22 protein-coding genes, 2 tRNA genes and 1 pseudogene are annotated in these 22,811 nt (G+C 63.8%); 17 read left to right on the top strand and 8 right to left on the bottom strand.

Translation table 11 applies throughout. The features are described 5' to 3' along the window. Positions 1 to 159: 159 nt before the first annotated feature. A tRNA-Pro gene (locus tag HMPREF2833_RS02120) sits at positions 160 to 230 on the top strand. Positions 231 to 250: 20 nt separating this feature from the next. Then, positions 251 to 324, top strand: a tRNA-Pro gene (locus HMPREF2833_RS02115). 557 nt (positions 325 to 881) lie between these two features. Here the strand turns inward: HMPREF2833_RS02115 and HMPREF2833_RS02110 are convergent. Continuing rightward, positions 882 to 1,832 (bottom strand): IS3 family transposase, encoded by a 951-nt coding sequence (locus HMPREF2833_RS02110; protein WP_256388761.1) that lies wholly within the window; start codon positions 1,830 to 1,832, stop codon positions 882 to 884. A 138-nt stretch (positions 1,833 to 1,970) separates the two neighbouring features. Between HMPREF2833_RS02110 and HMPREF2833_RS02105 the strand changes: the two genes are divergently transcribed. Together HMPREF2833_RS02105 and HMPREF2833_RS12080 are read left to right on the top strand one after the other, a co-directional pair. Further along, positions 1,971 to 3,128 carry an IS30 family transposase gene (locus tag HMPREF2833_RS02105; RefSeq protein WP_070636560.1) on the top strand — a complete coding sequence of 386 codons (1,158 nt, stop codon included), beginning with the start codon at positions 1,971 to 1,973 and terminating at the stop codon, positions 3,126 to 3,128. A gap of 46 nt (positions 3,129 to 3,174) precedes the next feature. Continuing rightward, positions 3,175 to 3,348 carry a hypothetical protein gene (locus tag HMPREF2833_RS12080; RefSeq protein ID WP_210387048.1) on the top strand — a complete coding sequence of 58 codons (174 nt, stop codon included), beginning with the start codon at positions 3,175 to 3,177 and terminating at the stop codon, positions 3,346 to 3,348. Positions 3,349 to 3,509: 161 nt separating this feature from the next. Here HMPREF2833_RS12080 and HMPREF2833_RS02100 read toward each other — a convergent pair whose 3' ends face one another. After that, the gene (locus tag HMPREF2833_RS02100) at positions 3,510 to 4,445 is read right to left on the bottom strand and encodes a TetR/AcrR family transcriptional regulator C-terminal domain-containing protein (protein ID WP_070636559.1); all 936 of its coding nucleotides are present in this window, start codon (positions 4,443 to 4,445) and stop codon (positions 3,510 to 3,512) included. Between the two features lie 127 nt (positions 4,446 to 4,572). On the opposite strand from HMPREF2833_RS02100, the gene HMPREF2833_RS02095 reads away from it, so the two are divergent. The 8 genes and pseudogenes from HMPREF2833_RS02095 (at position 4,573) to HMPREF2833_RS02070 (ending at position 12,164) form a co-directional block, all read left to right on the top strand. After that, positions 4,573 to 5,787, top strand: coding sequence for an FAD-dependent monooxygenase (locus HMPREF2833_RS02095; protein ID WP_070636558.1), 1,215 nt, complete (start codon positions 4,573 to 4,575; stop codon positions 5,785 to 5,787). 327 nt (positions 5,788 to 6,114) lie between these two features. Beyond that, entirely contained in the window at positions 6,115 to 7,314 is a 1,200-nt protein-coding gene (locus tag HMPREF2833_RS02090) for a sensor histidine kinase (RefSeq protein WP_141756153.1), read from the top strand. After that, a complete protein-coding gene (locus HMPREF2833_RS02085; protein WP_070636556.1) occupies positions 7,311 to 7,997 on the top strand; it encodes a response regulator transcription factor in 687 nt (228 codons plus the stop codon). Before HMPREF2833_RS02090 ends, HMPREF2833_RS02085 begins: the two co-directional genes overlap by 4 nt. Positions 7,998 to 8,055: 58 nt before the next feature. Further along, positions 8,056 to 8,832 (top strand): head GIN domain-containing protein, encoded by a 777-nt coding sequence (locus tag HMPREF2833_RS12075; RefSeq protein ID WP_168165707.1) that lies wholly within the window; start codon positions 8,056 to 8,058, stop codon positions 8,830 to 8,832. 168 nt (positions 8,833 to 9,000) lie between these two features. Further along, the gene (locus tag HMPREF2833_RS02080; RefSeq protein WP_141756152.1) at positions 9,001 to 10,119 is read left to right on the top strand and encodes a hypothetical protein; all 1,119 of its coding nucleotides are present in this window, start codon (positions 9,001 to 9,003) and stop codon (positions 10,117 to 10,119) included. A 34-nt stretch (positions 10,120 to 10,153) separates the two neighbouring features. Continuing rightward, the gene (locus tag HMPREF2833_RS02075) at positions 10,154 to 10,981 is read left to right on the top strand and encodes a hypothetical protein (protein WP_070636554.1); all 828 of its coding nucleotides are present in this window, start codon (positions 10,154 to 10,156) and stop codon (positions 10,979 to 10,981) included. Positions 10,982 to 11,126: 145 nt separating this feature from the next. Beyond that, positions 11,127 to 11,279: pseudogene (locus HMPREF2833_RS12635) on the top strand (epoxide hydrolase N-terminal domain-containing protein); the annotation flags it as partial. 27 nt (positions 11,280 to 11,306) lie between these two features. Further along, a complete protein-coding gene (locus HMPREF2833_RS02070) occupies positions 11,307 to 12,164 on the top strand; it encodes an alpha/beta hydrolase (RefSeq protein WP_246829064.1) in 858 nt (285 codons plus the stop codon). 389 nt (positions 12,165 to 12,553) lie between these two features. Here the strand turns inward: HMPREF2833_RS02070 and HMPREF2833_RS02065 are convergent, their stop codons facing one another. Then, complete coding sequence (locus HMPREF2833_RS02065) at positions 12,554 to 13,783, bottom strand: beta-ketoacyl-[acyl-carrier-protein] synthase family protein (protein WP_070636553.1); 1,230 nt, start codon at positions 13,781 to 13,783, stop codon at positions 12,554 to 12,556. Positions 13,784 to 13,834: 51 nt separating this feature from the next. Here HMPREF2833_RS02065 and HMPREF2833_RS02060 point away from each other — a divergent pair, with 51 nt between their 5' ends. Together HMPREF2833_RS02060 and HMPREF2833_RS02055 are read left to right on the top strand one after the other, a co-directional pair. Further along, positions 13,835 to 14,431 carry a TetR/AcrR family transcriptional regulator gene (locus tag HMPREF2833_RS02060; RefSeq protein WP_070636581.1) on the top strand — a complete coding sequence of 199 codons (597 nt, stop codon included), beginning with the start codon at positions 13,835 to 13,837 and terminating at the stop codon, positions 14,429 to 14,431. Between the two features lie 379 nt (positions 14,432 to 14,810). Continuing rightward, positions 14,811 to 15,929 carry a PheS-related mystery ligase SrmL gene (locus HMPREF2833_RS02055; protein ID WP_070636552.1) on the top strand — a complete coding sequence of 373 codons (1,119 nt, stop codon included), beginning with the start codon at positions 14,811 to 14,813 and terminating at the stop codon, positions 15,927 to 15,929. Between the two features lie 238 nt (positions 15,930 to 16,167). Here the strand turns inward: HMPREF2833_RS02055 and tet(65) are convergent, their stop codons facing one another. Beyond that, positions 16,168 to 17,319, bottom strand: coding sequence for a tetracycline efflux MFS transporter Tet(65) (tet(65), locus tag HMPREF2833_RS02050; RefSeq protein WP_101888508.1), 1,152 nt, complete (start codon positions 17,317 to 17,319; stop codon positions 16,168 to 16,170). Positions 17,320 to 17,396: 77 nt separating this feature from the next. On the opposite strand from tet(65), the gene HMPREF2833_RS12070 reads away from it, so the two are divergent. Continuing rightward, positions 17,397 to 17,978, top strand: a complete 582-nt coding sequence (locus HMPREF2833_RS12070; RefSeq protein WP_046095290.1) for a TetR/AcrR family transcriptional regulator C-terminal domain-containing protein — start codon at positions 17,397 to 17,399, stop codon at positions 17,976 to 17,978. 405 nt (positions 17,979 to 18,383) lie between these two features. Here HMPREF2833_RS12070 and HMPREF2833_RS02045 read toward each other — a convergent pair whose 3' ends face one another. Together HMPREF2833_RS02045 and HMPREF2833_RS02040 are read right to left on the bottom strand one after the other, a co-directional pair. After that, on the bottom strand, positions 18,384 to 18,866 hold the full coding sequence (locus HMPREF2833_RS02045) for an anthrone oxygenase family protein (protein WP_070636550.1): 483 nt from the start codon (positions 18,864 to 18,866) through the stop codon (positions 18,384 to 18,386). A gap of 5 nt (positions 18,867 to 18,871) precedes the next feature. Next, positions 18,872 to 19,741 (bottom strand): NmrA family NAD(P)-binding protein, encoded by an 870-nt coding sequence (locus HMPREF2833_RS02040; RefSeq protein WP_070636549.1) that lies wholly within the window; start codon positions 19,739 to 19,741, stop codon positions 18,872 to 18,874. Between the two features lie 143 nt (positions 19,742 to 19,884). Here HMPREF2833_RS02040 and HMPREF2833_RS02035 point away from each other — a divergent pair, with 143 nt between their 5' ends. Together HMPREF2833_RS02035 and HMPREF2833_RS12575 are read left to right on the top strand one after the other, a co-directional pair. After that, the gene (locus HMPREF2833_RS02035; protein WP_070636548.1) at positions 19,885 to 20,880 is read left to right on the top strand and encodes an AraC family transcriptional regulator; all 996 of its coding nucleotides are present in this window, start codon (positions 19,885 to 19,887) and stop codon (positions 20,878 to 20,880) included. A gap of 249 nt (positions 20,881 to 21,129) precedes the next feature. Next, on the top strand, positions 21,130 to 21,420 hold the full coding sequence (locus HMPREF2833_RS12575; RefSeq protein WP_210387047.1) for a hypothetical protein: 291 nt from the start codon (positions 21,130 to 21,132) through the stop codon (positions 21,418 to 21,420). On the opposite strand, the gene HMPREF2833_RS12570 is transcribed toward HMPREF2833_RS12575, so the two are convergent. Further along, on the bottom strand, positions 21,393 to 21,908 hold the full coding sequence (locus HMPREF2833_RS12570) for a hypothetical protein (protein WP_210387046.1): 516 nt from the start codon (positions 21,906 to 21,908) through the stop codon (positions 21,393 to 21,395). The two genes, HMPREF2833_RS12575 and HMPREF2833_RS12570, sit on opposite strands and share 28 nt — an antisense overlap. Before the next feature lie 149 nt (positions 21,909 to 22,057). Further along, positions 22,058 to 22,642, bottom strand: a complete 585-nt coding sequence (locus HMPREF2833_RS02025; RefSeq protein ID WP_210387045.1) for a DUF6597 domain-containing transcriptional factor — start codon at positions 22,640 to 22,642, stop codon at positions 22,058 to 22,060. Positions 22,643 to 22,811: the final 169 nt, after the last annotated feature.

Here is a 22,811-nt window from a genome sequence, read left to right as displayed (position 1 = left end):
GGGGGGGGGGGGGGGGGGAGCGGGGACGACGCCGCCCCGGCCCCGGGCAGGCAGGTCACCGCGCGCGGGTGGAGCACGCGGTCGATGTGAAAATCGTGACCGGGTGGGGTAATGTATCCCAAGTGTTCGGCGCTGGTTCGCCAGGGCTGAGCGCGGTCGCGGGATGTGGCGCAGCTTGGTAGCGCACTTGACTGGGGGTCAAGGGGTTTACCCCGCTCTGGTCGGCCCGAACAACTGAAAATTGATGCCACGGGCTGTGGCGCAGCTTGGTAGCGCACCTGACTGGGGGTCAGGGGGTCGCAGGTTCAAATCCTGTCAGCCCGACGTAAAAGCCCTGGTGAGAGTAGGTTTCTCGCCGGGGCTTCGTCATGTCCGAGGATGTTTTTCAGTGGTCCCCCTCTGGTCCCCTGGGGCGGTGTCGGACGGCCGCCTGCGGTCAGCCGGATCGCCTCGTCCCGCCTCCCTGTGGATAAGGGGACCAAAAGGGGACCAGAAGCGTTCCGGGACCGAGAGCACACGATCTACCTCTCGTGTCATGTTGCGCGGTCCCCGGCCCGGTCCTTGAAGGAGCCGCCCCGGAAGAAGCTCGGACGAGCGAGAGCAACTACGGCAGAGTGGAACTGTGACCACTGATGACACGCATGCCGAACTCCGAGCCGTGTGGGGCCGGTTGGAGCGTCGACTGCGAGGTCGTCGCGACAACGCCAACATGGACTTCGGGGACGACACCTTCCACGTCGAGTTCGGAGACAAGGCCAATCGCGCAGCGAGCCTAAGCCGATACCTCGATTCCGCAGTCCAGCTGTCAGATAGGAATCTCTACGGTCCAGCGTTCACCATCCTCCGAAGCGGTCTGAACCGTCCCCGGTTCTCTGCCGCTTCTATGCGGGTTCCAGCACCGGGTGGGCTGGCGTTTCGAGGTCAGCGTAGTACGCGGCCTCGTACTCGTCGGGCGGGATGTCGCCGAGGGTGGAGTGCAGTCGTCGGGAGTTGTACCAGTCGACCCATCCGGCGGTGACCCATTCGACGTCGTCGATCGTCCTTAGTGGTCCTGATCGGAACGGGGATCCGTCGCGGATTGCTTCGTTCTTGAACAGCCCGATCGTCGACTCGGCGAGGGCGTTGTCGTACGCGTCCCCGATGGAGCCGATCGACGCGGCGATGCCTTCGAGCGCGAGAGTCTCCGCGAACGACACGCTCGTGAACTGCGAGCCGGCGTCGCTGTGATGGATCAACCCGTCCTCGATGTCGTGGCCGGCGCGGTCGCGTCGCCACAACCCCATCCGCAGCGCCGTGGTCACCAGCGGGGTCGTCTTCACCGTTGCGGCGTGCCAGCCTACGATCGCCCGGGAGTAGCAGTCGATCACGAACGACACGTAGGCGAACCCGGCCCACGTCCGGACATACGTGAAGTCGGCCACCCAACGCCGATTCGGGGCGGGTGCGGTGAAGTCCCGGTCCAGCAGGTCTGGGGCTCTCGCGGCGTTGCGGTCAGGGACCGTGGTGCGCACGCCCTTGCCGCGCACCAACCCGTTGATCCCGAGATGACGCATCAGCCGGTCCACCCGCCGCCGCGACACGGTCAACCCGCGCCGGCGCAGCAGCGCGGTCATCTTCCGCCGCCCATACATCGACTCCGGTGTCGCCTCACCCTTCGCATTCACACGCGCGGCGAGGATCGCGTCGATGACGATGGCATCCCCGACGTCTCGGCTGCTGGGCTGCGCGCGACGCCACGCTCGATATGTCCGCTCGGCGACCTGAACGCCCTGCTCCTGCAGGACCCGACAGATCGACCCGACCGAGCGGTGTTTGGCCCGCTGCTCCTCGATGAACGCGAGGATCAGCGGCGTCGGGGGTCGAGTTCCCCGGCGAAGAAAACCGCCGCGTCCCGCAGGATCGGCGGATTCAACCGGTCAACGCAATGGGTGCTGTGAGATGAAGCAGACGTTGATCTCGGGAGGCATCGGTTGCAGGGCAAGCATGGTCATCTCAGTCGTGAGCAAAAGCAGCTCGCGATCCGTCTCCATTCGAAGGGTTGGCGGCTCATCGACATCGCTCGCGAGGTCGGCTGCACGGCGCCGATGGTCGGGAGGATGGCCCGGGAGGGACGTCACCTCGACGCGAAGCCGTTTGGCTGGGTGCCTCGCGAGGGTCGTCTGACGGTCCTTGACCGGGAGCAGATCCTGGTCGGGCTCGCCCGCGGTGACACGCTCACCGCGATCGCGCGCGGCCTCGGACGGGCGGTGTCGACCGTCTCCCGCGAGGTCAAGCGCGGCGGCGGACGGCAGGAGTACTCGGCGTGGCGGGCGCATGAGAATGCGCGCGAGCAGGCTCGCAGACCGAAGCCGTTCAAGCTCGGTGATGGGCGGCTGCTCGAGGTCGTGACGACGCAGTTGGAGCAGCTGTGGTCGCCGCAGGAGATCGCCGCCCGCCTACGGTTGGAGCATCCAGACGATCCGGAGATGCACGTGAGCCACGAGACGATCTACCAGTCTCTGTTCGTGCAGGGGCGCGGGCAGCTGCGTCGCGAGCTTGCCCGTTGCTTGAGATCAGGGCGCGCGGCTCGCAAGTCGCGGACCGCGACGGACGGGCGCGGCCGGCTGCCGGGAATGGTGATGATCAGCGAACGCCCGGCTGAGGTCGAAGACCGCGCGGTTCCGGGGCATTGGGAAGGCGATCTGATCCTCGGCGAGAACAGTCGCAGCGCCGTCGGCACCCTCGTCGAACGCAGCACTCGCCTCACGCTCCTACTGCACCTTCCCGACGGGAAGAGCGCGGACCAGGTGGAGACCGCGATGCGCGAAGCGATCACCGCGCTTCCGTCGTCGCTGGCGCGGACGATCACGTGGGATCAGGGCGCAGAAATGGCCAAGCATGCCGAGTTCACGACCGCGACGGGGATCCCGATCTACTTCTGCGACCCGCACTCCCCGTGGCAGCGGGGCAGCAACGAGAACACCAACGGGCTCCTACGTCAGTACCTGCCGAAGAGCACCGATCTGAGCGTGGTCAGCCGATCGGAGCTGACCGCGATACAGGACTCGCTCAATGGCCGGCCCCGCAAGACGCTGGGATATCTGACACCATCGGAGAAGTTCGCGGAACTCGTTGCGACCACCGGTTGAATCCGCCCTTCCCTTCAGCTCGCTCGACCTCTCGGAGAGCGACCGAATGCGCGCCTACGGAGATGGCCCCATTGAGTACAGCCACTCGCTCACCGAGCAGATCGGCGGGCAGCTGTCAGCGGGTTTCATGCTCACCGATCTCACTGAAGCGCCACATCACGCAGACATCACTGCGCAGTACTTCCCGGCCTACATCGCCACCCGTGCCATCAAGCGATGAGAGACCACAATTGCGTCAACCGTCGTGAACGCGGCTTGGTCATCGTATCCACTTAGGACATTCGGGTCGCGGTGCTCTGTCGCACTTCGTGATTGGGTCGCGCTCTCTCCAACAGGTTAGTTCGCACGCCAACCACTTCCGCTGACGTTGGAAGTGCGGCATTAGGAGTCGAGTCGAGAGGCGATGCCGTCGACGAGAAGACCCAGGCCTCGTTCGAAGAGTCGATCCAGATCGAGCTCATAGCCAGATCCGACGAGGGAACGCAAGCCAGCATGATGATCTCGGTAGGTCAGGTCTCGGAGCATGTCCATGCGCTCCTCGACCCACGTGTCGGCGTCAACCCCGGAGGCAGATTCGGCCTCAGCCTCTGGCTCGAGCAGGACGGCCATGCCGCGTATCTGCGTGAACAGGAGCAGGTGCGCCTCGAACGCCTCCTCGGAGCTGATGCCGGCCTGCCCCAATGTCTGGATCGCCCACTCTGCAAAGGATAGCGCCGCGGGGAGGAGCTGCGGCCGGGTCACTGAAAGCTGCGGTGCGAGCCACGGATGACGACGGAAGACCCGCCAGAGCTCCCGGTGACCTTGGATCAGCCGATCTCGCCAATCGCCATTTCCGGCCACGGGAGACCATTCTCCGAGGGCATACTCCATCATCCGCGAGACGAGGTCTTCCTTGCTGGTCACATGCCGGTACAGCGACGTCGGCTGAGTTCGTAGCACATGAGCGACTCTGCGCATCGAGAGCATCTCCACGCCTTCGGCGTCGGCGATCGCGATGCCGGCAACCGTGACCCGCTCGACGTTGAGTGGCGTAGCTCCCTGTAATGCAGACTGAGCATGTTGGTTCTCCGGCCGACGGGTGCGAAGGCGAGGCGCACCGCCGTTGCGATCTCCCGCTACGACGGTTCCTACCCCTGGTACGGGGAGCGCGAGTCCTTCGGCGCGCAACAACGCGTGCACCCGGCTGGCCGTAGCGATGGCGACGTGCCGGGTTCGCATGATCTCCCGCGCAGAGGGAAGCGGGTCTCCGGGCAGCAGGGCACCGGAAACGATCTGGTCGCGCAGTTCAGCGGCGATGGCCGTCGACGAGGTGCTCATCTCTTCATCCTGTACTAGAACACCACTGATCGGCAAACACCGCGATCATCATCGTCTCCCCGGCCAGGGAACTAGCTGTACTAGTACGCGATTGCCCGTTCGTCTCGGGCGTTTCTAGGCTGGCGGCATGACTGGAAAACGAATACTCATTTCGGGTGCAAGCATCGCTGGACTAGCTTGTGCGTACTGGCTACGCAAGCACGGCTTCGCCGTTACGATTGTTGAAATCGCGTCAGCGCCACGGCGGGGCGGGCAGGCCGTGGATCTGCGTGGAGCTGGACGCACAGTGATCGAACGCATGGGCCTGCTTGAAGATGCCCGCAGCATCAGCCTCGATCAGGCCGGTATCTCCTGGGTCGACGAGCGCGGCCGCGCCCGCGCAACGATCAGTTCCGACGACTTCGATGGGGAGGGATTCATCTCGGAGATCGAGATCCTCCGGGGCGACCTCGTCGAGCTGCTCCATCGCGAGCTCGACAGCGACGTTGAATACCTCTTCAACGACACCATCACGGGGCTCACCCAGGACTCCGACGGCGTCGAGGTCGCCTTCCGCCACGCGCCAGCACGTCGATTCGACCTCGTCATCGGCGCCGACGGCCTCCACTCGGCGGTGCGAGCTGCGGCCTTCGGGCCTGAGGAGCAATTCGTGAAGCCCCTCGGCCTGTACACGGCCTGGTTTACAGCACCCGCTTTCGACGACCTAAACGGTTGGTACCAGACGTACAACCGTGCTGGCGGGCTCGTCGCCTCCGTCCGGCCCGGTAGGGTCAGGACGGAGTCCAAGGCGGCGCTGAGCTTTCGCCTGCGCCGGGGCGAGACGCTCCGCCACAACCGCCATGACCGCCTCGCGCAGGTTGCGCTCCTCGACGAGCGTTTCGCAGACGCCGGCTGGCGAACGCCACAGCTGCTCGAGGCCGCCCGCACGTCATCAGATTTCTCCTTCGACGCTATGGGCCAAGTCGACCTCGACCAGTGGTGGAACGGCAGGATTGCGCTGATTGGCGATGCTGCAGCGTGCCCGAGCCCGTTGAGCGGGCTCGGCACCAGCGTCGCCCTCGTCGGGGCCTACGTCCTGGCGGGAGAACTCGGCCGCGGGACGGGGCATGCTGCCGCGTTCGAAGGCTACGACCGGATAGTGCGTCCCTACGCCGAAGGTGCCCAACAGCTCGCGGGCGGCACGGGAGGATTCGCCCCGATGAACGACCTCACGATCCGTCTTGTTCAGGCATCGATGTCCTGGGCCACTCGCTGGCCGATGCGAGGATTCATGCAGAAGCAGTTCAATAAATCCACCGACATCGAGCTGCCACACTATCCGCGGGTCGGTCTCAACGTATGACGTTGAGGCCCTTGGGGACAGGAGATGTCTCGCCCTAGCGACATCGACTGACGACCAATTCGCCGAGACCGCCGTCGCCTGGAGCGCCAACGCCGGTGTTCCCGTCACACGCTTCCAAGCCAGATTCACCGCGGGGTGCAGCCATTGGGGATCATTCGCATAGAGGATTGAGGCACGGTACGCAGATGCTGACTCCCGTATGGTCCGGGTGTCGCGGCAGCCCAGTGGTGCAAAGCCGAGCGGTACCGAGATCAAGATCCTCGCTAGGCTCGTCTCACTCTCGCGGGTGATGCGGCACATTCGCTCCTGCCGGATAATGGCGTTGTGATGAGCGATGGCGAACTTCCCGCCGGGCGGTTCCGGCGAACCGTGCCAGGGGAGATTGTCACTGCGGCGATCATGATGGTTCTCGCTTTGCCGTTGACGGTTGTGGGTCTCCTACAAGCGGCACCGGAGCCGCTAAGCCCGGGGCAGTTCACATGGCTTATTTCCCTCCTCGTATTGCTGCACGTGACCGGGTTCTTCTGCTCTAGGCGCCCGATTGCCGCGTTCGTCGGTGGATCGGCGCTGATGCTCCTCCTCGCGTTCACGATCGTTCCTGGCATCGGTAGCGCCGCGCTGCTGCCGTCGAGCGTCGCCTACCTGTTGTTGCTGTGGCGTTTGGCCTCGAGCCCGAACCGCCGGCACTCGCTTGGCGCCCTGACGACTGGCCTAATCGGGGTCGGCGTCATCACCGCGGTAAGCGCAGTGCAGACTAGTCTCAGCGATCGCATGACGTTGATGTTTGAGGCGGTAAGCCTCGTCGCCGCGGTCCTTGCGGCGTGGGCTCTCGGTGCGCTGGCACGCCAGTCGCGTCTTGCGGAGTACCGACGAGCTCAGGAATCGATGCAGCATGCCGTCAGTGAAGAACGAGCGCGGATCAGCCGGGATCTTCACGATGTCGTATCGCACTCGCTAACGGTGATGATCGCCCAGGCAGAGGCCGCTCGTGTTGTGGCCGGCTCCAGCGTCTCCCGTAACAGCCCGGAGGCCGATGCCGCGTTCGAGCGCGTCGCGGAGACCGGACGCGAGGCCATGCGTGGCCTGCGCAGCATGATCCATACGCTCGGAGATCCTGACGCGAGTCCGCTGGCACCGGTCTCCGGGGTCGATGCGATTGCCGGGCTTGTCGAACACGCCAATAGCGCTGAGCACACGATCGATCTGACCGTGCGGGGCGATCCTCGGCGTCTCGCGCCTGACGCCGATCTCGCCTCGTTCCGCGTTGTCCAAGAGGCGGTTACCAACGCGATCAAGCATGTCCGGCCACCGACACGAATAGACGTCGGCGTCGAATGGCACGCGGCCGAGGTCGTCATCACGGTGAGCGATGACGGCGGACGAGGATCCTTGCACCGCGACGACCCGAACGGCACAGGCTTAATCGGCCTGGTCGAGCGGGTACGGCGCGCGGGTGGGGTCCTGGACGTCCGGAAGGAGCACGGTTGGCGCGTGCGCGCGATACTGCCTGTTGAGGAGCCCTCATGAACAGGCCGATCTCGGTGCTTCTTGCCGACGACCAGGTGCTGCTGCGTGAAGCGCTCGGCACGGTGCTCGGCGCCGACCCTCGCATCGAGATCGCAGGTGGTGTTGACGACGGAGCGGCCGCCGTATCGTTCGTCCTGTCGCATCGCGTCGACGTAGTCCTCATGGACGTGCGGATGCCGGGGATGGACGGCATCGCTGCGACTGTTGAGGTTCTCAGAGCGAGCCCGCAGACCAGAGTGCTGATCCTCACGACCTTCGACTTGGACGAGTACGTGTTCGGTGGGATCCAGGCCGGCGCGAGTGGCTTCCTTACAAAAGACGCGCGACCGCAGGATCTGTGCGATGCGGTGTGTCGAGTCGCCGAAGGAGACGCCGCAATCGCCCCGCGCGCCGCCGCCTCTCTGCTGCGACACGTGCGCCGCCAGGTACTACCGTCCGACGGACTCCTCGACGCGCTCACACCTCGCGAGCGCGAGGTCTTCGCATTGCTGGCACGCGGAGCCTCCAACGCTGAGATCGCTGCGGAGCTGTACCTCACAGATAACACGGTGAAGACACATGTGAAAGCGGTGCTTGCCGGCCTGCGGCTGTCCGATCGGATTCAGGTCGTGATCTGGGCCTACGAGAACGGCCTCGTGCAACCGGGCGACAGCTCAGCATCTGAAGCTCACCCGTTCGGGTGAACCGCTTTCATACGCTGGGGTGATGACCTCGGCCGTCCCCCACAGAAGAGTGGACAGCATGAACAAACAACCCACACGCACGATCACATTGGTGACTTCCCTGTCGATCTGTATCGCTGCATTCACAGGGTGCAGCTCGGCATACACTGGTCCCGCAACTACACAGGAGAGGGAGATCGATACGGTCAACGCCGTGGAACTGGACACATCAGGGGAACTGATCGTGACAAGAGGTGAGCACGTAGGGCTCACCGTAACGGCGGGCGAGAGGGTGATCGACCGACTCACTTCTGACGTTGAGGACGAAGTCCTGCACTTAGGTCTTGATGGTGAGCCTCTTGCCTGGGGAGGGGATATCCGGTACGAACTCACCATTCCGACACTCGACGCAGTCACAGTTCTGGGATCGGGAGACGCCGAAGTTGACTTCACCGGTGCAGCGGAGCCCATGGTTCTTGTTCAAGGGTCGGGCAGTGTTCGCGCTAGCGGAATCAAAGCCGATGTTGCTTCAATCACCGTCAACGGCTCTGGATCGATCACTGTGGATCACATCGACGTCCAAGAGTTGACGACGAAGATCGACGGGGCAGGTGCAGTCGCCGCCAGCGGAACCACTGCAACGCAAGATGTCGAGATTCGCGGATCGGGCGAGTATCAAGCAGAGGATCTCCAAAGCACTGATGCTCGCATCGAGGTTCGAGGATCTGGTATGGCTGATGTGCTCATCAGTGGCACGCTTGACGCCTTGATCGATGGAAGCGGCGAGATTCGCTACTCCGGCGACCCTAAGATCAAGGAGGAGATTTCCGGTTCTGGGAAGGTGATTTCCCGTTGATGGGTCAACGCTCGTGCTTTTCTTCCCAGGTCGTGATCTGGGTGTACGAGAACGGCGTCGTGCAACCAGGCGACAGCTTGGCGACCGCTGAAGATCACCCGTTCGGGTGAGCCGCTCTCGCCTTCCGGGGCGATGATCTCGGCCGTCTTTCTCGGAAGAGTAGACGCCATGAACTCCACTGCCCGTCCTCCGACAGATACGCCAGTGACTCGCGTGCGGATGTTGATCTGGCTCGGCACTGCACTTGGCGTGGTGATGCTCTCGGCGAGCCTGGTGTGGCTCGTCGCTCCAGAGCTCAGCCCCTATGCCGCTCGTCCGAACCCGGCGCCGATTCACCATCTTTTCAAGAGCGCTGCCCTCGGCCAGATGGCTGCTTCCGTGATCCAGGCTTGCGTCGGCGCCGCGGCGTCGGCGGTCGGCCTTGCGGCCCTGTTCGGTCGACGCGGAATGACTCCGATATTGAGCGGCATCGCCGTCACAATCGGTATGGTCTGCGCTGTCGGACTGACAGGCCTGCGCAGCCTCGCCGTTGCCGGCTACACGCTCGCATACTCCCTGCCCCTGGTCATCATCGTACTTCTCGCACTGATGATGAGAACACTCGCGAAGCGCGTGCTCACCGCACTCGTCGGTCTTGCAGCGGTAAGCTTCCTCGTTCTCGGGCTGACGCCACTCCGTTCGCTGTACCTCGACTTCGCCGTTGATTTAATCGACGTACGATTCATCACACCATTGGTGTTGATGCTGTTCGCCGGTATCTGGTTCCTTGTCGGCGCGTCATTCCTGTATCGAACTCCGGGAACGATCGGAAGGTTCGTGCTCAGGCACCGCATCGCGATCACCGTGGTCGCGGCATGCTGCAGTCTCCCGTACGTCTGCGCGCGGCTCAGCTGGCTGACACCGTGGCCGCTCTTCGGGGATCCCCGCGACTTCGACGACCCCGCATCGACATTCGTCAACGGGCTCATCCTCGGCACGGCAATGCTGACAGGAGGCATCCTGACGCTCGGGCTCATCCTGCCATGGGGCACCCGAGTTCCGCGCTGGTTCGGTCACTTCGGAGGTAAGCCTGTTCCGGTATCACTGGCCGTAATACCCGCCCTGACCGTGTCCATACTGTTCACCGCTGCCGGACTCGACTCATTCCTACTCGCAGGTGAGCCGTCAACTGGACTCGCGATAGCCATGCTCACTGCTGCCCTGGTCTTCCCGTTCTGGCTCTGGGGACCGCTCCTGGCGCTCGCCACGTGGGGATATGCCCTGCACCGCAGAACCGAGAAGTTGTGACACCGCAATCCATCACGACCTTGAAGGAAAGAGAATGTTGAAACAAGCTCCCGAATCGAATCGGATGGGAACCCGAGGAGCGACTACGAGTTGGGTCACGCTTGGTATCGGGGCCGTCGCCGGGATCCTCGCACTCCTCCACCCGGCCGCTGGATATGTCGCAGATAACTCGCCTCGCTGGTTCGTCCTGGCAGGCATCGTCGCCGCTGTCTTGGCTCGTGTGTTCGCAGGAACGACGGGTCAGCGCTACGCGGGTCTGCTCATCGCGACGGCACTCTTACTGCCGAGCGCGTGCACGCTGTCTCTTCTGCATCTGCTGCGGGCAGTCGGCGCGATCCCGTTCCCGGTGGACCCGATCTCCGCCTGCGTCTCCATTGGGGCAGCGATCGCGCTTCTCGGCCTATGGTTCCTTCCGAATCCGCTCAGGCCCGCACGCGATCTGCGGGTACCGGTGCCTGCGTGGGTGCCCGTCATCGGGATCGTCGCGTCGCTCGTATACCCGACGCTCAAGACGCTCTGGGCGTTCGGGATCGACATTGCGGCCCCGCCCGACACTGTAGAAGTCGTCGATGCGCCCTTCTACATAACGGTGGCGGTGTCACTCGCCGCGGTACCGGCGCTCGTGATCGCGATGCGCTGGTGGGATCGCCCCGCGCCGAGATGGATGCGACCTGCCGCTCTGATTGGCGGCCTCGTCCTGCTATCCCTCGGCGTCTCAGGACTGTGGGGCGTGGCGCGGAGCCCTGTCGACGATCCCGCCACCGGATTGTTCATCTACGGCGGATGGCTGATTTGGGGTGTGGCGACCCTCGCGACTGCAGGAAGGCTTTCACCCGAGGAACACGGACACGCTGATAACTAACTACAAGCGCACCAACAAGTAAGGAAGACATGCACACGAACGAAACCATCCAGACCTTCCGCATCGAGATCGCGGAGGCCGCCGTCGAGACCTCCGCTCACGCCTCGTAAACGCCCGATTCGAGCATCCGCTTCCGGTCGATGATCGCAGCACTGGCATCCCCTCGTTCGAGCTCCAGAGTCTCATCGCGCGCTGGGCCGAGCACGATTGGCGCGCCACCGAGGAACGGCTGAACGCCCTGCCACAGATCATCACGAGCATCGATGGGCAGAACATCCACGCAGTGCACGTGCGGTCGCCACATCCGGAGGCGATACCGCTGCTGATGCACGGCTGGCCAGGGTCGTTCCTCGAGTTCGAGAAGCTGATCGGGCCTCTGACCGATCCGATCGCGCACGGCGGCGACGCGGCCGATGCGTTCGATGTCGTGATCCCGTCGCATCCGGGATTCGGCTTCTCTACGCCACTGGTCGGACACGACTGGAAGCGCAGCGACATCGCCACGGTGATGCTCGAGCTGATGACTCGACTCGGCTACGACCGATTCGCGGTGCAGGGCGGCGATGTGGGCGCGGGCGTCGCGCCGGAGATCGGGCGGCTCGCCCCTGATCGTGTGATTGGCGTGCATGTGAACGGGTCGGTGGGCTCCTTCGTCGGCGAGGTCGATGAGGAAACCGCAGCGGCCCTGACGCCGATCGAACAGGATCGGATGCGACGGGTCGGCGAGTTCATGCAGAGGGAGTTCGGCTACATCGCGATCCAGTCGACACGGCCGGGACTGATCGGTGCGATGCTCGCGGAAAGTCCCGTCGCCCAGTTCGCGTGGATCCACGACAAGTTCCAGGAATGGACTCACCCCGCAGATGTGCTGGCCGCTGCGATCGTCGGTGAACAGTTCCTGTTCGACAACGCATCGCTGTACTGGTTCACGACGACGGGTGGGTCGTCGGCGTACGTCGGCTATGCGCAAGATGCCGGTTGGGGCGCAGACACCTCAAGCTCCGGGGTGCCCACTGCGGTGATCGTGTTCGCGCACGACGTCGGACTGCGCTTCGCGGAAGAAAAGACGAACAACATCGTCCGCTGGGCGGATGTCGAAGAGCGCGGCGGACACTTCGCCGCGCTCGAGGAGCCGGGCCTGCTGCTGAACGATGTGCGGGAGTTCTTCCGGTCGCTGCGGTAAGCGCGGCACACACGCGACATTGTTGGGCTAGGGCCTCTGTTCAAAGGAGATGCGTCAGATGCAGGGAGGGATGACGTTCTGGAACTCCTCAGCGAGTCAGGCCCGCCTGCATGTGCTCGCCGGATCTGTCGCCGGGCAAGCGCTGGCACTCAACACCTCCGGCGCCTACCTCGGCGTCTCCATGGGAACCGCGATCGAGGGTGTAGCCCCATCCAGGTTCGGGAGAACTGCACTTCCGCTCATCGCCGCGGGTTTCACGCTCGGAGCGCTCATCCTGCTCGCTCTCGCACGCCGAGCGAGCCCGGCAGATAGGAGGCTAGGCAAGGACAAGGACGGCCTGAACGTCAGAAGGCTCGCTGTGCGCTTCGAGCTCGGGCTCGCAGACGAACTCAATTCGATGCGGCACAGATTGCAAGTGTCACGTTCTGCCCGCCGAACCCGAAGGAGTTGCTGATCGCACCCCGCACTGGCGTGCGGCGTGTCTCTCTGACTATATCCAGATGGACCTCGGGATCGATGTGCTGCAGGTTGGCGGTTGGGGGGATAATTCCGGATTCAATAGTCCGCGCGGTGATAATGGCTTCGAGTGCCCCAGCCCCTCCGACCAGGTGGCCCAGCGCGCCCTTCGGGGCAGTGACGTTCATCTCCTTTCCAAACACGTCACGGAGTGCCTGCGCCTCTGCACGGTCCCCAATAATCGTTCCGGTCGCGTGAGCATTCACATGGTCGATGTCGTTCACTGTGAGACCGCCTACTGCGAGAGCCTTGCGTATGGCGCGGACCTGGCCGAGTCCGCCGGGCTCTGTTCCGGTGATGTGGTAGGCGTCCGAGGTGATGCCCCACCCGGCAAGCCAAGTGCGGACTCGGCCCGTGCGCGCGGCGACGTGGCTCTCGCTTTCAAGGATTACGATGCCGGCTCCCTCGCCGAGCACGAAGCCGCGGCGGTCGGTGTCGAACGGCCGGGAGAGCCGATCAGCTGGCCCTCCGTCCGGTTTGGCGAGTGCCTGTGATTGGGCGAATCCCGCGAGGGTCAAAGGAGTGATGGCCGCTTCGACCCCGCCTGCGATCACCACATCCGCGTCGCCGTCTTGGATGAGGCGAGCCCCCAGTGCGATCGCCTCGGCCCCCGATGCACAGGCCGAGGTGGGGGTGAACACACCGGCCTTGGCCGTGTACGCAATACTGATCTGTGCTGAAGCGCCGTTGGGCATCAGCATCGGCACGGCACGAGGCGACACTCGCCGCGCACCATCGCTCTCAAGTAGGTCGTCTTGGTCGAGCAGTGTCTGAACGCCACCCACCCCGGTCCCGACGGCCACCGCCAGCCGATCGGGATCTACGTCACCAAGGCCAGCGTCACGCCACGCCTCATCAGCTGCGATCAGAGCCAACTGCTGGCTTCGGTCAAGCTTCCTTGCGCGGACGCGGCCAAGAGTTTCTTCCAGGTCGGCTGTCACGGGAGCGGCTACACGGACCGGAAGCCTGGCCCACACCTGGTCAAGTGCGTCCAATTCGCGCACGCCCGAGCGTCCTTCGATCAAACCCGACCACAATGTGCTCACGTCGACTCCCAGGGGGGTCACCGCGCCGTATCCCGTCATCGCAACTCGCATCAGCATTCTCCCATCTTGTATCCCATACAACTCAGTTGTATCACATACAATATGGCCATGGTCGGCAGGAACCAGCCCAGTTACGCACTTCGTGGCGCAGACACGCGACGGAGGATTCGCGAGGTCGCCATGTCTCTCTTCGGGGAACGTAAGTTCGCGGACGTCACGGTGAGTGAGCTGGCTGAGGCAGCTGGCGCTTACCCCAATCAGATCACTCATCATTTCGGTTCGAAGGATGCGCTGTACGTCGATGCCGCATTCGGGCTTCTGCTGCGAGACACCGAGCGTCTCCAGAACGCAGGGCGCAGAGCGTCCACGCCAGAGTCTCTGCGCCAGGTGCTCGCTCGAACCGCTCTCACCATGCCGTCCACCACCGTCGTCGTCAGTGCGCTCGCCCTCGCGCGCGGGAATCCCACTGTGCAGCCAATGATCGAGACTGGCCTCAGCCTCCTGTTCCGTCAATCCGAACGGTTCTTGGAGGGCGTGCTGGGCGAGCACGGATGGGCGACGGACCAAGACATCGGCCGTGCGACGAAGACGTTCTGGAGTGCAGTCTTCGGCGCTGTGCTCGTCTCGCAGGCTGGGTTCCCTGGAGGCCCGTCCTCCGTCGACGTCGCAGCCACGCTCTCCCTCCGGCAGGCTGGCGAAGAGTAGTCACCGCAACCAATGGCATCCATATTCATGTCTGCCGTATCCCATTTGCTTCATCCCGCTCCTCTGGTTGATACGAAATGACTCGCAGCGCGCGCCATATCGCCCCCGCTGGCTTCCCAGAGCAGGACGGCTCGCGGGCCGGCCACCGTATCCGAGTAGGTCAACTCGTATCTGGCACGGCTGCCACGACGTTCTACTGCGATGCCCCGATTCCTGCTAGTATTCCTCGCATGAATTGGCAGCAGCGATTTCTACACCCCCGGCCGGGTAACGGCCGCGGGGTTCTCGACGTGCGTCACTAGCTCACCGGGTCTCCGCAGGCGCGGCCGGGGGATGTTCTCATCTTTCACCAGCCCGCAACCCTATTGGAGACTCTCCTATGGCTCATGCCGCATATCTGACACCTGATCAACTCTGCCGCGCTCTTGCTCTGCGCGATCTCACTGACCCTGCCCAGGGTGAGCACGCGATGCAAGCGCTCTTGAGCGCCGTGGTCGCTCCGCTCGAACGCACGTGGGGTAGCACGGTTCGTTATGTGCGCAGCTCTCCTATCGTCTCGGTCGCCGCGAACTACGATCGCCTCGGTTACGACCCGGATGACGTGACCCGGGCCCGCCGGTACACCCGATACATCAGCCCGACGGTCATGCTGCGTAGCCACATGAGCGCGGAGCTGCCGACCGCGCTGGAGGCGTATGGCGGGCGCGCCGGCATCGACGAGCTGATCGTGGCACCAGGGCTGGTGTACCGGCGCGACGTCGTCGATCGCAGCCACGTTGGAGAACCGCACCAGGTTGACCTGTGGCGCATCCGCAGTACGGCCGACACCCGCGACGAGGACATGCTCAACATGATCGAGGAACTGGTCGAGGCAGTCCTCCCGTGTGCGGAGTGGAGGATCACCGAGGCCGAACACCCCTACACCGTCGGAGGAAGGCAGATCGACGTTCGACACGAAGGTGAGTGGCTCGAGCTCGCCGAGTGCGGGCGCATCCATCCCGAGGTACTACGCGGCTGCGGTCTCGATCCCGAGCAGTGGTCGGGACTGGCGCTCGGCATGGGCCTCGAACGCGCGCTCATGCTGCGCAAGGCGATTCCGGACATCCGCTACCTGCGCGCCCGCGACCCGAGGATCGCCGCTCAGATGCTCACCCTGGAACCCTGGCGGCACGTGTCTCCGCTCCCACCGGCCAGACGCGACATCTCCGTGGTCGTCGCGACCGAAGAGGACGAGGAGACCCTCGGCGACCGTGTTCGCACGGTTCTCGGCGACGACGCAGAGATGATCGAAACGGTCGAGGTGCTGGGTCGCACCGCGCATGAGGAGCTGCCCGAGGCCGCGCGATCACGCCTGCGCACTCAGCCGGGCCAGGTCAACCTGCTCCTGCGGATCATCCTCCGTCCGATCGACCATACACTCACCGCAGACCAGGCGAACACGATACGAAACACAATCTATCGGGCTCTTCATGACGGTCCGGTGATGGAACTGATCTGAATACGATAAGCCCATGCTGTGGTGGCTCTGCGTCGCCGCAGCATGGGCCCATCAGATGTGCATGGCGTGTCACTGGTGTCACTGGATGCTTCGAGATGCCCGTCGGCGAATCTTGATCTATTGCATCCTTCAGGGGGCTGTACCGTGCGCCAGCCGCGCGCCAAGGCATGCGTGAGCGTATGGCTGGAGCTGCATCGCGGAAGTTGCCCGAGGGAAGGAGCAGTTCGCCTGGCCCGACCTACCCAGAGGATCTTGCATTCCTTGTGACGAGGATCGCACAAGGAATGTAGAGCGCAGCGGCGCAGAACCATAGAGTGCCATCGGCGTCTATCTGACTCAGGGCGAAGATCGTCGTGAAGGCAATAGGCCCGAGGATTGATGTGAGGCTGTTGAGGCTAGCGAGGTGGCCTTGCAGCCGGCCTTGGTGCTGCTCGGGAGTACGTTGGGAGAGCAGTGTCTGCAGGGCCGGGACCGTGATACCTCCGACTCCGAGTGCTGCGAGGATGGGCATCATCGCCCAGGAGCCGGTGACGAATGCGAGACCTATGAGACCCGACGCGTCGGCGACAATGCCGAGATAGATCGTTCTAGTTTCGCCGAGTAGCGTCACGACCCGTCCGGTGAGGACGGCCTGAACAAGCACCTGCACCAGACCGAAGAGGGACAAGGAAATCCCGACTTCGACGGGGCTCCAGTCGAGACGTTGTTGCGTGAACAGAACCCACGTCGAGCCGGGGGCCTGGCCGATGAGCTGTACGAGGCCGAAAGCCGCAATGAGGGGCACCACCCCCTGGATAGCTTGGAGTCGAAAAGGCGCAGACGTCGATGCTGACTCCTGTGACTTGATTGGGAGATCTGGTCTTGTCTCGTGCAGCATGCTCAAGCTGAGAGTGAGATTCACCGCCGTCAGGAGAGCAGCTACGAGGAACGGCAAATGGGGTGAGAAGCCACCGAAGAGACCGCCGATTACCGGGCCGGCGATCATTCCTCCGCCGTAGCACGCCCCGAGCCATCCGTATCGCTTGGCCCGCTCTGCGGGTGGGGTGACGTCGGCGATCACGGTGGCGGTCACGGCATTTGTTGCCCCGGTGATGCCCGCGACAGCCCGTGCTACGTAGAAGACCCAGAGGGTCGAAGTCAAGGCCAGAATGAGATAGTCGACAGTCGCGCCGGCCAAGGAAGCCAACAGTACTCGACGGCGGCCGAAGCGATCGGACAGCCTGCCCAGTACCGGAGCGCAAAGGAACTGCATTACCGCGTAGAGCGCGGTAAGCAATCCGACATGCATGGGGATAGTGCTTGCGGCCGAGCCGACCTGACCCAGTAGTGCGGGCAGGATCGGGAGAACCAAGCCTAGCCCCACGGCGTCGAGGCTGGCGGTAGTGAGCACCATGGCGACGGTTCCGCTGTGTGGGTGACGAAGTTGCACTTTATCAACGATAAAGTTATCGATGATAAAGTTCAAGTATGACTCAGGCGCGGACACGGCTGGACCGAACGGCAGTTCTCTGCGGTGCTCGCGAGGTTCTCGACAGAACTGGGCTTGACGGCTTCACGACCCGCGCATTGGCGACCCACCTGCAGGTGCGGCAGCCGGGACTCTACTGGCATTTCCCCACGAAGGCTGATTTGTTGTCTGCGCTGGCTGCGGACATTCTCGAGCGTGAACACCATGCTTCGTTGCCAGAGCCAGGTGAAGGGTGGGAAGCGTTTCTTATGCGCAACGCACGAAGCTTCCGCACAGCGCTTCACGCCGTGCGTGACGGTGCGCGATTGCACGCGGGGTACCATCGGAGGCTCTGCAGTGAGTCGAGCAACCTCTCTGAGGCGCCCAGCCAACAGATTAGGCTACTCGTGAATCAAGGCTTCGAAGAGCACTCCGCTATCAGCGCGTTGATAGCAATCAGTCGATACACGGTCGGTGTTGTATTGGAAGAACAGGCCGGAGTACGCGACGACATCGACAAGACCGATAACGACGACACTTTTGAGTTTGGGCTCACTGCTCTGGTCGATGGACTGGCCGCAGGTCTTGAAAAACCTTTGTGACTCATCTCATCGTGGCGTCCCGGATCTCCTTGAGGCTGCAGGCGCAGAGCAAGGCTATTGACCCATCTGAAACTCACTTTGTCGAGATGCTGAGCTGCGCCCGACGGCGCATCATGGCTATCAGCGCCCGTCCGTCCCGCTTCACTTCTTCTCCGAGGCCCCTAGAGCAGTAGCAGCCGACCGCGCCTGTATTTGATCGTCGGATCACAGTGCGACACTTTTGCAGCCCGACCTCTTCGGCGGAGATGAGGAGTATTCCCGATAGGCGCAGCCCGCCCCTGAGCCCCCGGCTGCTCGTATCGGACCTCTGCGTCATAACGGAGCTTGCACCTGCGTCGAGCAGTCCTGATATTCCTTCCTCGCCCCGCCCCGGAGGAGCAGACGAGCTCGTTCCTGGCCACCTCCTCAGCCTGTGGAAGAGATCGCCAGGGCTGTGAGCGCGACAATGCTTGAGAAGGTGCGGGCGTGGTTCCATGTGTTCCAGCGGGCCTCGAAATCCTGGCGAGCCCTGCACTGTTGCTGCTCAGTATCGGCGGGAGCCACCTCGAGAGCACGGTTCAGAGGCACATTCCCGGCGGCGGTGATGACGAAGGTGAGCACTGAGCAGGCAGCGCCCGCGACGAGCCAGCCGAGAGGTGTCGGCTCTTCTCGACCGATGATCATGATCGCGCTTGCTACGGCGGTGAGCGGTGCGGCGCAGAAGACGCTGAGGAACCAAACGTTCAGAATCGTCCTATTGATAGCGCGGAATGCTCGAACGTAGCTGCGGTCGTCCATGCGTCGGAACCCAGGGCAGATTGCGCAGGAGAACACGAAGAACAGGCCGGCCAGCAGCCCGTTGGTGACGAGGGAGACCGCGAGCACCGCCGTGGATGCGAAGTCGAACACGATGCTTACTCAGCGCGTGGGGCGAGCAGACGATCGAGGGTGACGTCGATGCTCGTCTCCACTCGGATTCTGCGGTCGCCGCGCGGCGCGAGCAGCCCCTGTTCGCCGGCCCGGTACAGCTCGGCGAGGCTCTCTGCGATGTGCGGGCGGAACCCCGCATCGATCAGCGCGTCGGCCCAGACCTCCTCGGGCATCATGGCGACATGTAGCTCGCGCCCGAGGCCCTCACCGAGCATCGTGGCGACATCACGTTCCGTGTAGGAGGGGCCGATGATATCGATGGCCTCGCTACGGGCGGGCCGTGAGAGTAGCATCTGGGCGGCTACGGCTCCTATGTCGCGGGTCGCGACCATGGGAAGCGGTACGTCGGCTGACGCCGCGAACACCGGATAGATGCCGCTGCTTCGGGCGACGTCGATCACGTCGGTCACTTTCTCCTGGAAGTGACCCGAGCGCAGCGCGGTCGCTATAGTACCGGTCGCGAGGAGCGCCTGCTCCAATCGGTGCAGCCCCATGATCGGGCCGGTGCCTTCGGCCAGGTCTGCTCCACCTGATGAGAGCAAGACGACGTGCGGTACCTGCTGAGCAGCGACCGCACCCGTGATCGAAGCGATCAGCGCGTCGGCGTGAGCTTCGAGGTCATCGGCGCACAGATTGAACGGCAGCAGCACGAAGAACCCCGCTACGTCATCGAGCGCATCGCTCAACACCACCTGATCTTCCAGCGAGGTGATCCGTGTCTCGGCGCCTCGTGCCTCCCACGCTTCCACATCCGACTTACGGCGCACGAGAACGCGTACGTCGACCCCTGCATTGAGCAGTATCTGTGCGGTCACCGATCCGACTCTGCCCGTGGCCCCTGCGATGGCATACATGATGGTCCTCCCTTAAGTGCTATTTGACGGTTCCTCTAGGCTATGCATCGATATCCGGCGATACCATGCTGGAATAAGCATATTTCTTGCTCATTCGTCTGATCTTGCGGCGAATCTGCTAATTCATATGGCACGATTGCAGCATGCAAGTCATCCCGCGCGCTGAGCATCAGGATCGGCTGGCGCGCGTGCTCCACACCCTCCGGATGTGCAGCACCTTCTACTGCCATGCCGAGCTCTCGGAGCCGTGGGCGCTGGAGATGCCCGCGATCGCCGACTCGGTGAGCTTCCACGTCGTCACCGCAGGGACGTGCTGGCTACGCTTGCCCGAAGCCGATCCGATCGAGATGCGCGCTGGAGACCTCGCCCTTGTTCCTCACGGCCTGGGACATGACCTGCTGAGCGAAGCCGACGCACACCACGGCCCGAGGGTCGACCAACTGCCCCAGGAATATGTGAATCCCCAGTATTCGATACTCAAATACGGGGGTCCTGGCCGTGCAGCGCAGTTGATCTGCGGCATTGTGTCATTCGACGATCCCGCCGCCCGCGAGTTGATGCGCACTCTGCCCGCTGTGCTCTTCATCGGTGGCGACACGCTCTCTATAGCGTCCTCGATCAAGGACACGCTGCGTCTTATGGCGGGCGAGCTCTCCCACCCACAGATCGGCGGCGAAGCCGTCGCTACCAGACTTGCCGACATTCTCGTCGTCCAAGCGATCCGCTCCTGGCTCATGAACGATGCGACAACGCCTGCAGGTTGGTTGCGCGCACTTGAAGACGAGAGAATCGGTCGCGTGATCGAAGCAATCCACCATAATCCCGGCAATGAGTGGAGCCTCGACCGCCTCGCACAGCTTGCTACGATGTCGAGGTCGTCGTTCAGCAACCGCTTCACGACACTTACCGGTGAAGCACCGATCGCATACCTCACTCGCTGGCGCATGAGCATTGCAGCATCAAGGTTGCGTGACGAGGACATCACCGCCACCCGTCTCGCCGCCGAACTGGGATACCGATCGGAGGCTGCGTTCAATCGCGCCTTCACCCGAATCAACGGACAGACCCCCGGCTCCGTCCGTCGGCGACAGCGCCATAAACTGGAACAACTGGATGGACGCAAAGCTACAACGGCGTAGATGAATGAACTCGTCTACGAGGACTTCGTCACTACACAGAACCGAGAACCCCGTAGGGAAGCAAAGATGGCGCGACCTGCTCGGTCTGCGTTCCTCGCACTCTACTGCTGTGCTTGAGGGCAGTGCTGTCATTGATTATCGACCGTTGGCTCGGAGGGTGGCGACGGCCGAGACGGTGGCGTAGCCGCGCCATTCGAGGGCCGCGGCTTCTGAGTAGCTGGTGAAGTCCACGGTCCATCCGCCATCGGCTTGCTGTCCGTTCTCCAGACGGTCGAGATCCGCGGAGACGGCTGCCTCGTCGATGAGGTCGCGGACCGGGCGTCCGGGTTCGGGTGCGCAGTCCAGGAGATGGAGCGTCTCGCCTTCGGCGCCTCCCATGACGGGGATCGCGCTGTTGGCGGGCACGTACTGGCCGAGGCGGCCCAGGAGTTCACGCGCCTGTGGATGGGTGTCGGTGGCGGCGTCGAGGAGTTGGAGCGCGAACGACAGGACGTAGGCGAGGGGCGCGCCGTCTATCGCTCGATCGTGTCGAAGCAGTAGCGCGTGACTCGTGTCAGCCAGGGATGCGCCTCGGCCTGATCATCGGACCGCGCGACGCGGTGGGCCTGAGCAGCCACCCCAGCGGTGATCTGCAACGATGACTCGCCAGAGTCGGCTCCGACCCAGAACGGCGCACAGGCCACGGGGTCGGCGATCGGCAGCGCGAAAGGCAGGCCACCGTCGGGCAGAGTGACCGAATCGAGCCAGTCGAAGAGGCGGAGCGTGGCAGGCGTGATCCCTGGGCCGGTGTCGCCGACCGCTTCGAGGGCGTGCAGGGCGCCGGCGGGTTGGCTCTCCGGCGCGCGCAGGTCGGGCTCGATGCCCCACCCGTAGCCCCCGTCACCATTGCGGTAACTCTCCACCGCGTCGCGCACCGCGGCCCGGTCCGCCGCCGTGGCATCGCCCGCGAGCAGAGCGAAGCGACGTCGATCCAGTACGCGTCCGTGAGCTGCCAGGAAGGATGCCGCTCGGTCCATGTCGATACTCATGGTTCCCACGGTGTCATGGGCAGGGTGCGGTGGTCTTGGATGAATCGGCCAGCGGTGCGGTCCACTGACGCCTCGTGCGGTGGCGCGGTGCGTGGTTCAGACGACGAGCTCACGGGGCGTGGTCCCGGCCAGGCGCTGAGTCTCGCGGTTCAGATGACATTGGTCCACGTACCCGGCCATCGCGGAGGCCTCGCTGAGCGAGGTGCCCGAACGGAGGAGATGAAGGGCGTACTGGAATCGATGGATCCGAGCGTCTTGGGGCCGTATCCGAACACCCGGTCGCAGACCCGCCGCAGACCGCGCTCGGAGAGCCCGTGCCTCTCCGCCATGCCCGAGACGGTCACGCCCTGTCTGGCCGCTCCGTCCAACGACGCGGCCAGTCGCAACGCGGCAGGCTGAGGCGGCGTCTTCTCCCAGAAAGTCACGAGCAGAGCCTCCAGCGCGGCGCCTGGATCACCATGGGCGGCGTCGATCAGTGGTGCCGGGACAGAGATCAGGTCGCTCAAATCGAAGCGCTGGTCGGCCAGCTCGCGAGCGGGGATGTCCAACAGCACGTGCGCCTGACCCGGGCTCAGCCGCAGACCCCAGGTCACGCCACCGGTCTCGGAAGAGGAGATCATCGCGGTGGTGTCGGCACCGGCGAAAAGGAACCGCCCGCCGGACCACATCAGGTCCATGACGCCATCGGGCACGATGCGCATGTCGCCGGCGTCCGCCTCGACGCGCCACAACATCGCCCCGGTACGAAGACCACGCCGAGCCCTAAAACTACCCAAACTGTCGCGCGGTGGATTCAGCACGGCGGAGGAGCCTATGGAAGACATCGCTGTGAAGATCGCTGAGCTCGTTGGAACGCTCGACGACGAAGAAGCTGACGAACTCAGCATGAAGTCGGGGGGGGGG

The sequence above is a fragment of the Kocuria sp. HMSC066H03 genome, from assembly GCF_001812045.1.
In the GTDB taxonomy this organism is placed as follows: Bacteria; Actinomycetota; Actinomycetes; order Actinomycetales; family Micrococcaceae; genus Kocuria; species Kocuria rhizophila.
The sequence above is the reverse complement of the archived record's forward strand: the minus strand, read 5'-3'. Positions and strand labels throughout refer to the sequence as shown.

Excerpts from the sequence above, each read along its gene's own strand:
- HMPREF2833_RS12080 (WP_210387048.1), top strand. The coding sequence starts at position 3,175 with ATGCGCGCCTACGGAGATGGCCCCATTGAGTACAGCCACTCGCTCACC.
- HMPREF2833_RS02100 (WP_070636559.1), bottom strand. The coding sequence starts at position 4,445 with ATGAGCACCTCGTCGACGGCCATCGCCGCTGAACTGCGCGACCAGATC.
- HMPREF2833_RS02095 (WP_070636558.1), top strand. The coding sequence starts at position 4,573 with ATGACTGGAAAACGAATACTCATTTCGGGTGCAAGCATCGCTGGACTA.
- HMPREF2833_RS02090 (WP_141756153.1), top strand. The coding sequence starts at position 6,115 with ATGAGCGATGGCGAACTTCCCGCCGGGCGGTTCCGGCGAACCGTGCCA.
- HMPREF2833_RS02085 (WP_070636556.1), top strand. The coding sequence starts at position 7,311 with ATGAACAGGCCGATCTCGGTGCTTCTTGCCGACGACCAGGTGCTGCTG.
- HMPREF2833_RS12075 (WP_168165707.1), top strand. The coding sequence starts at position 8,056 with ATGAACAAACAACCCACACGCACGATCACATTGGTGACTTCCCTGTCG.
- HMPREF2833_RS02080 (WP_141756152.1), top strand. The coding sequence starts at position 9,001 with ATGAACTCCACTGCCCGTCCTCCGACAGATACGCCAGTGACTCGCGTG.
- HMPREF2833_RS02075 (WP_070636554.1), top strand. The coding sequence starts at position 10,154 with ATGTTGAAACAAGCTCCCGAATCGAATCGGATGGGAACCCGAGGAGCG.
- HMPREF2833_RS02070 (WP_246829064.1), top strand. The coding sequence starts at position 11,307 with ATGCACGGCTGGCCAGGGTCGTTCCTCGAGTTCGAGAAGCTGATCGGG.
- HMPREF2833_RS02065 (WP_070636553.1), bottom strand. The coding sequence starts at position 13,783 with ATGCTGATGCGAGTTGCGATGACGGGATACGGCGCGGTGACCCCCCTG.
- HMPREF2833_RS02060 (WP_070636581.1), top strand. The coding sequence starts at position 13,835 with ATGGTCGGCAGGAACCAGCCCAGTTACGCACTTCGTGGCGCAGACACG.
- HMPREF2833_RS02055 (WP_070636552.1), top strand. The coding sequence starts at position 14,811 with ATGGCTCATGCCGCATATCTGACACCTGATCAACTCTGCCGCGCTCTT.
- HMPREF2833_RS12070 (WP_046095290.1), top strand. The coding sequence starts at position 17,397 with ATGACTCAGGCGCGGACACGGCTGGACCGAACGGCAGTTCTCTGCGGT.
- HMPREF2833_RS02040 (WP_070636549.1), bottom strand. The coding sequence starts at position 19,741 with ATGTATGCCATCGCAGGGGCCACGGGCAGAGTCGGATCGGTGACCGCA.
- HMPREF2833_RS02035 (WP_070636548.1), top strand. The coding sequence starts at position 19,885 with ATGCAAGTCATCCCGCGCGCTGAGCATCAGGATCGGCTGGCGCGCGTG.
- HMPREF2833_RS12570 (WP_210387046.1), bottom strand. The coding sequence starts at position 21,908 with ATGAGTATCGACATGGACCGAGCGGCATCCTTCCTGGCAGCTCACGGA.
- HMPREF2833_RS02025 (WP_210387045.1), bottom strand. The coding sequence starts at position 22,642 with ATGTTGTGGCGCGTCGAGGCGGACGCCGGCGACATGCGCATCGTGCCC.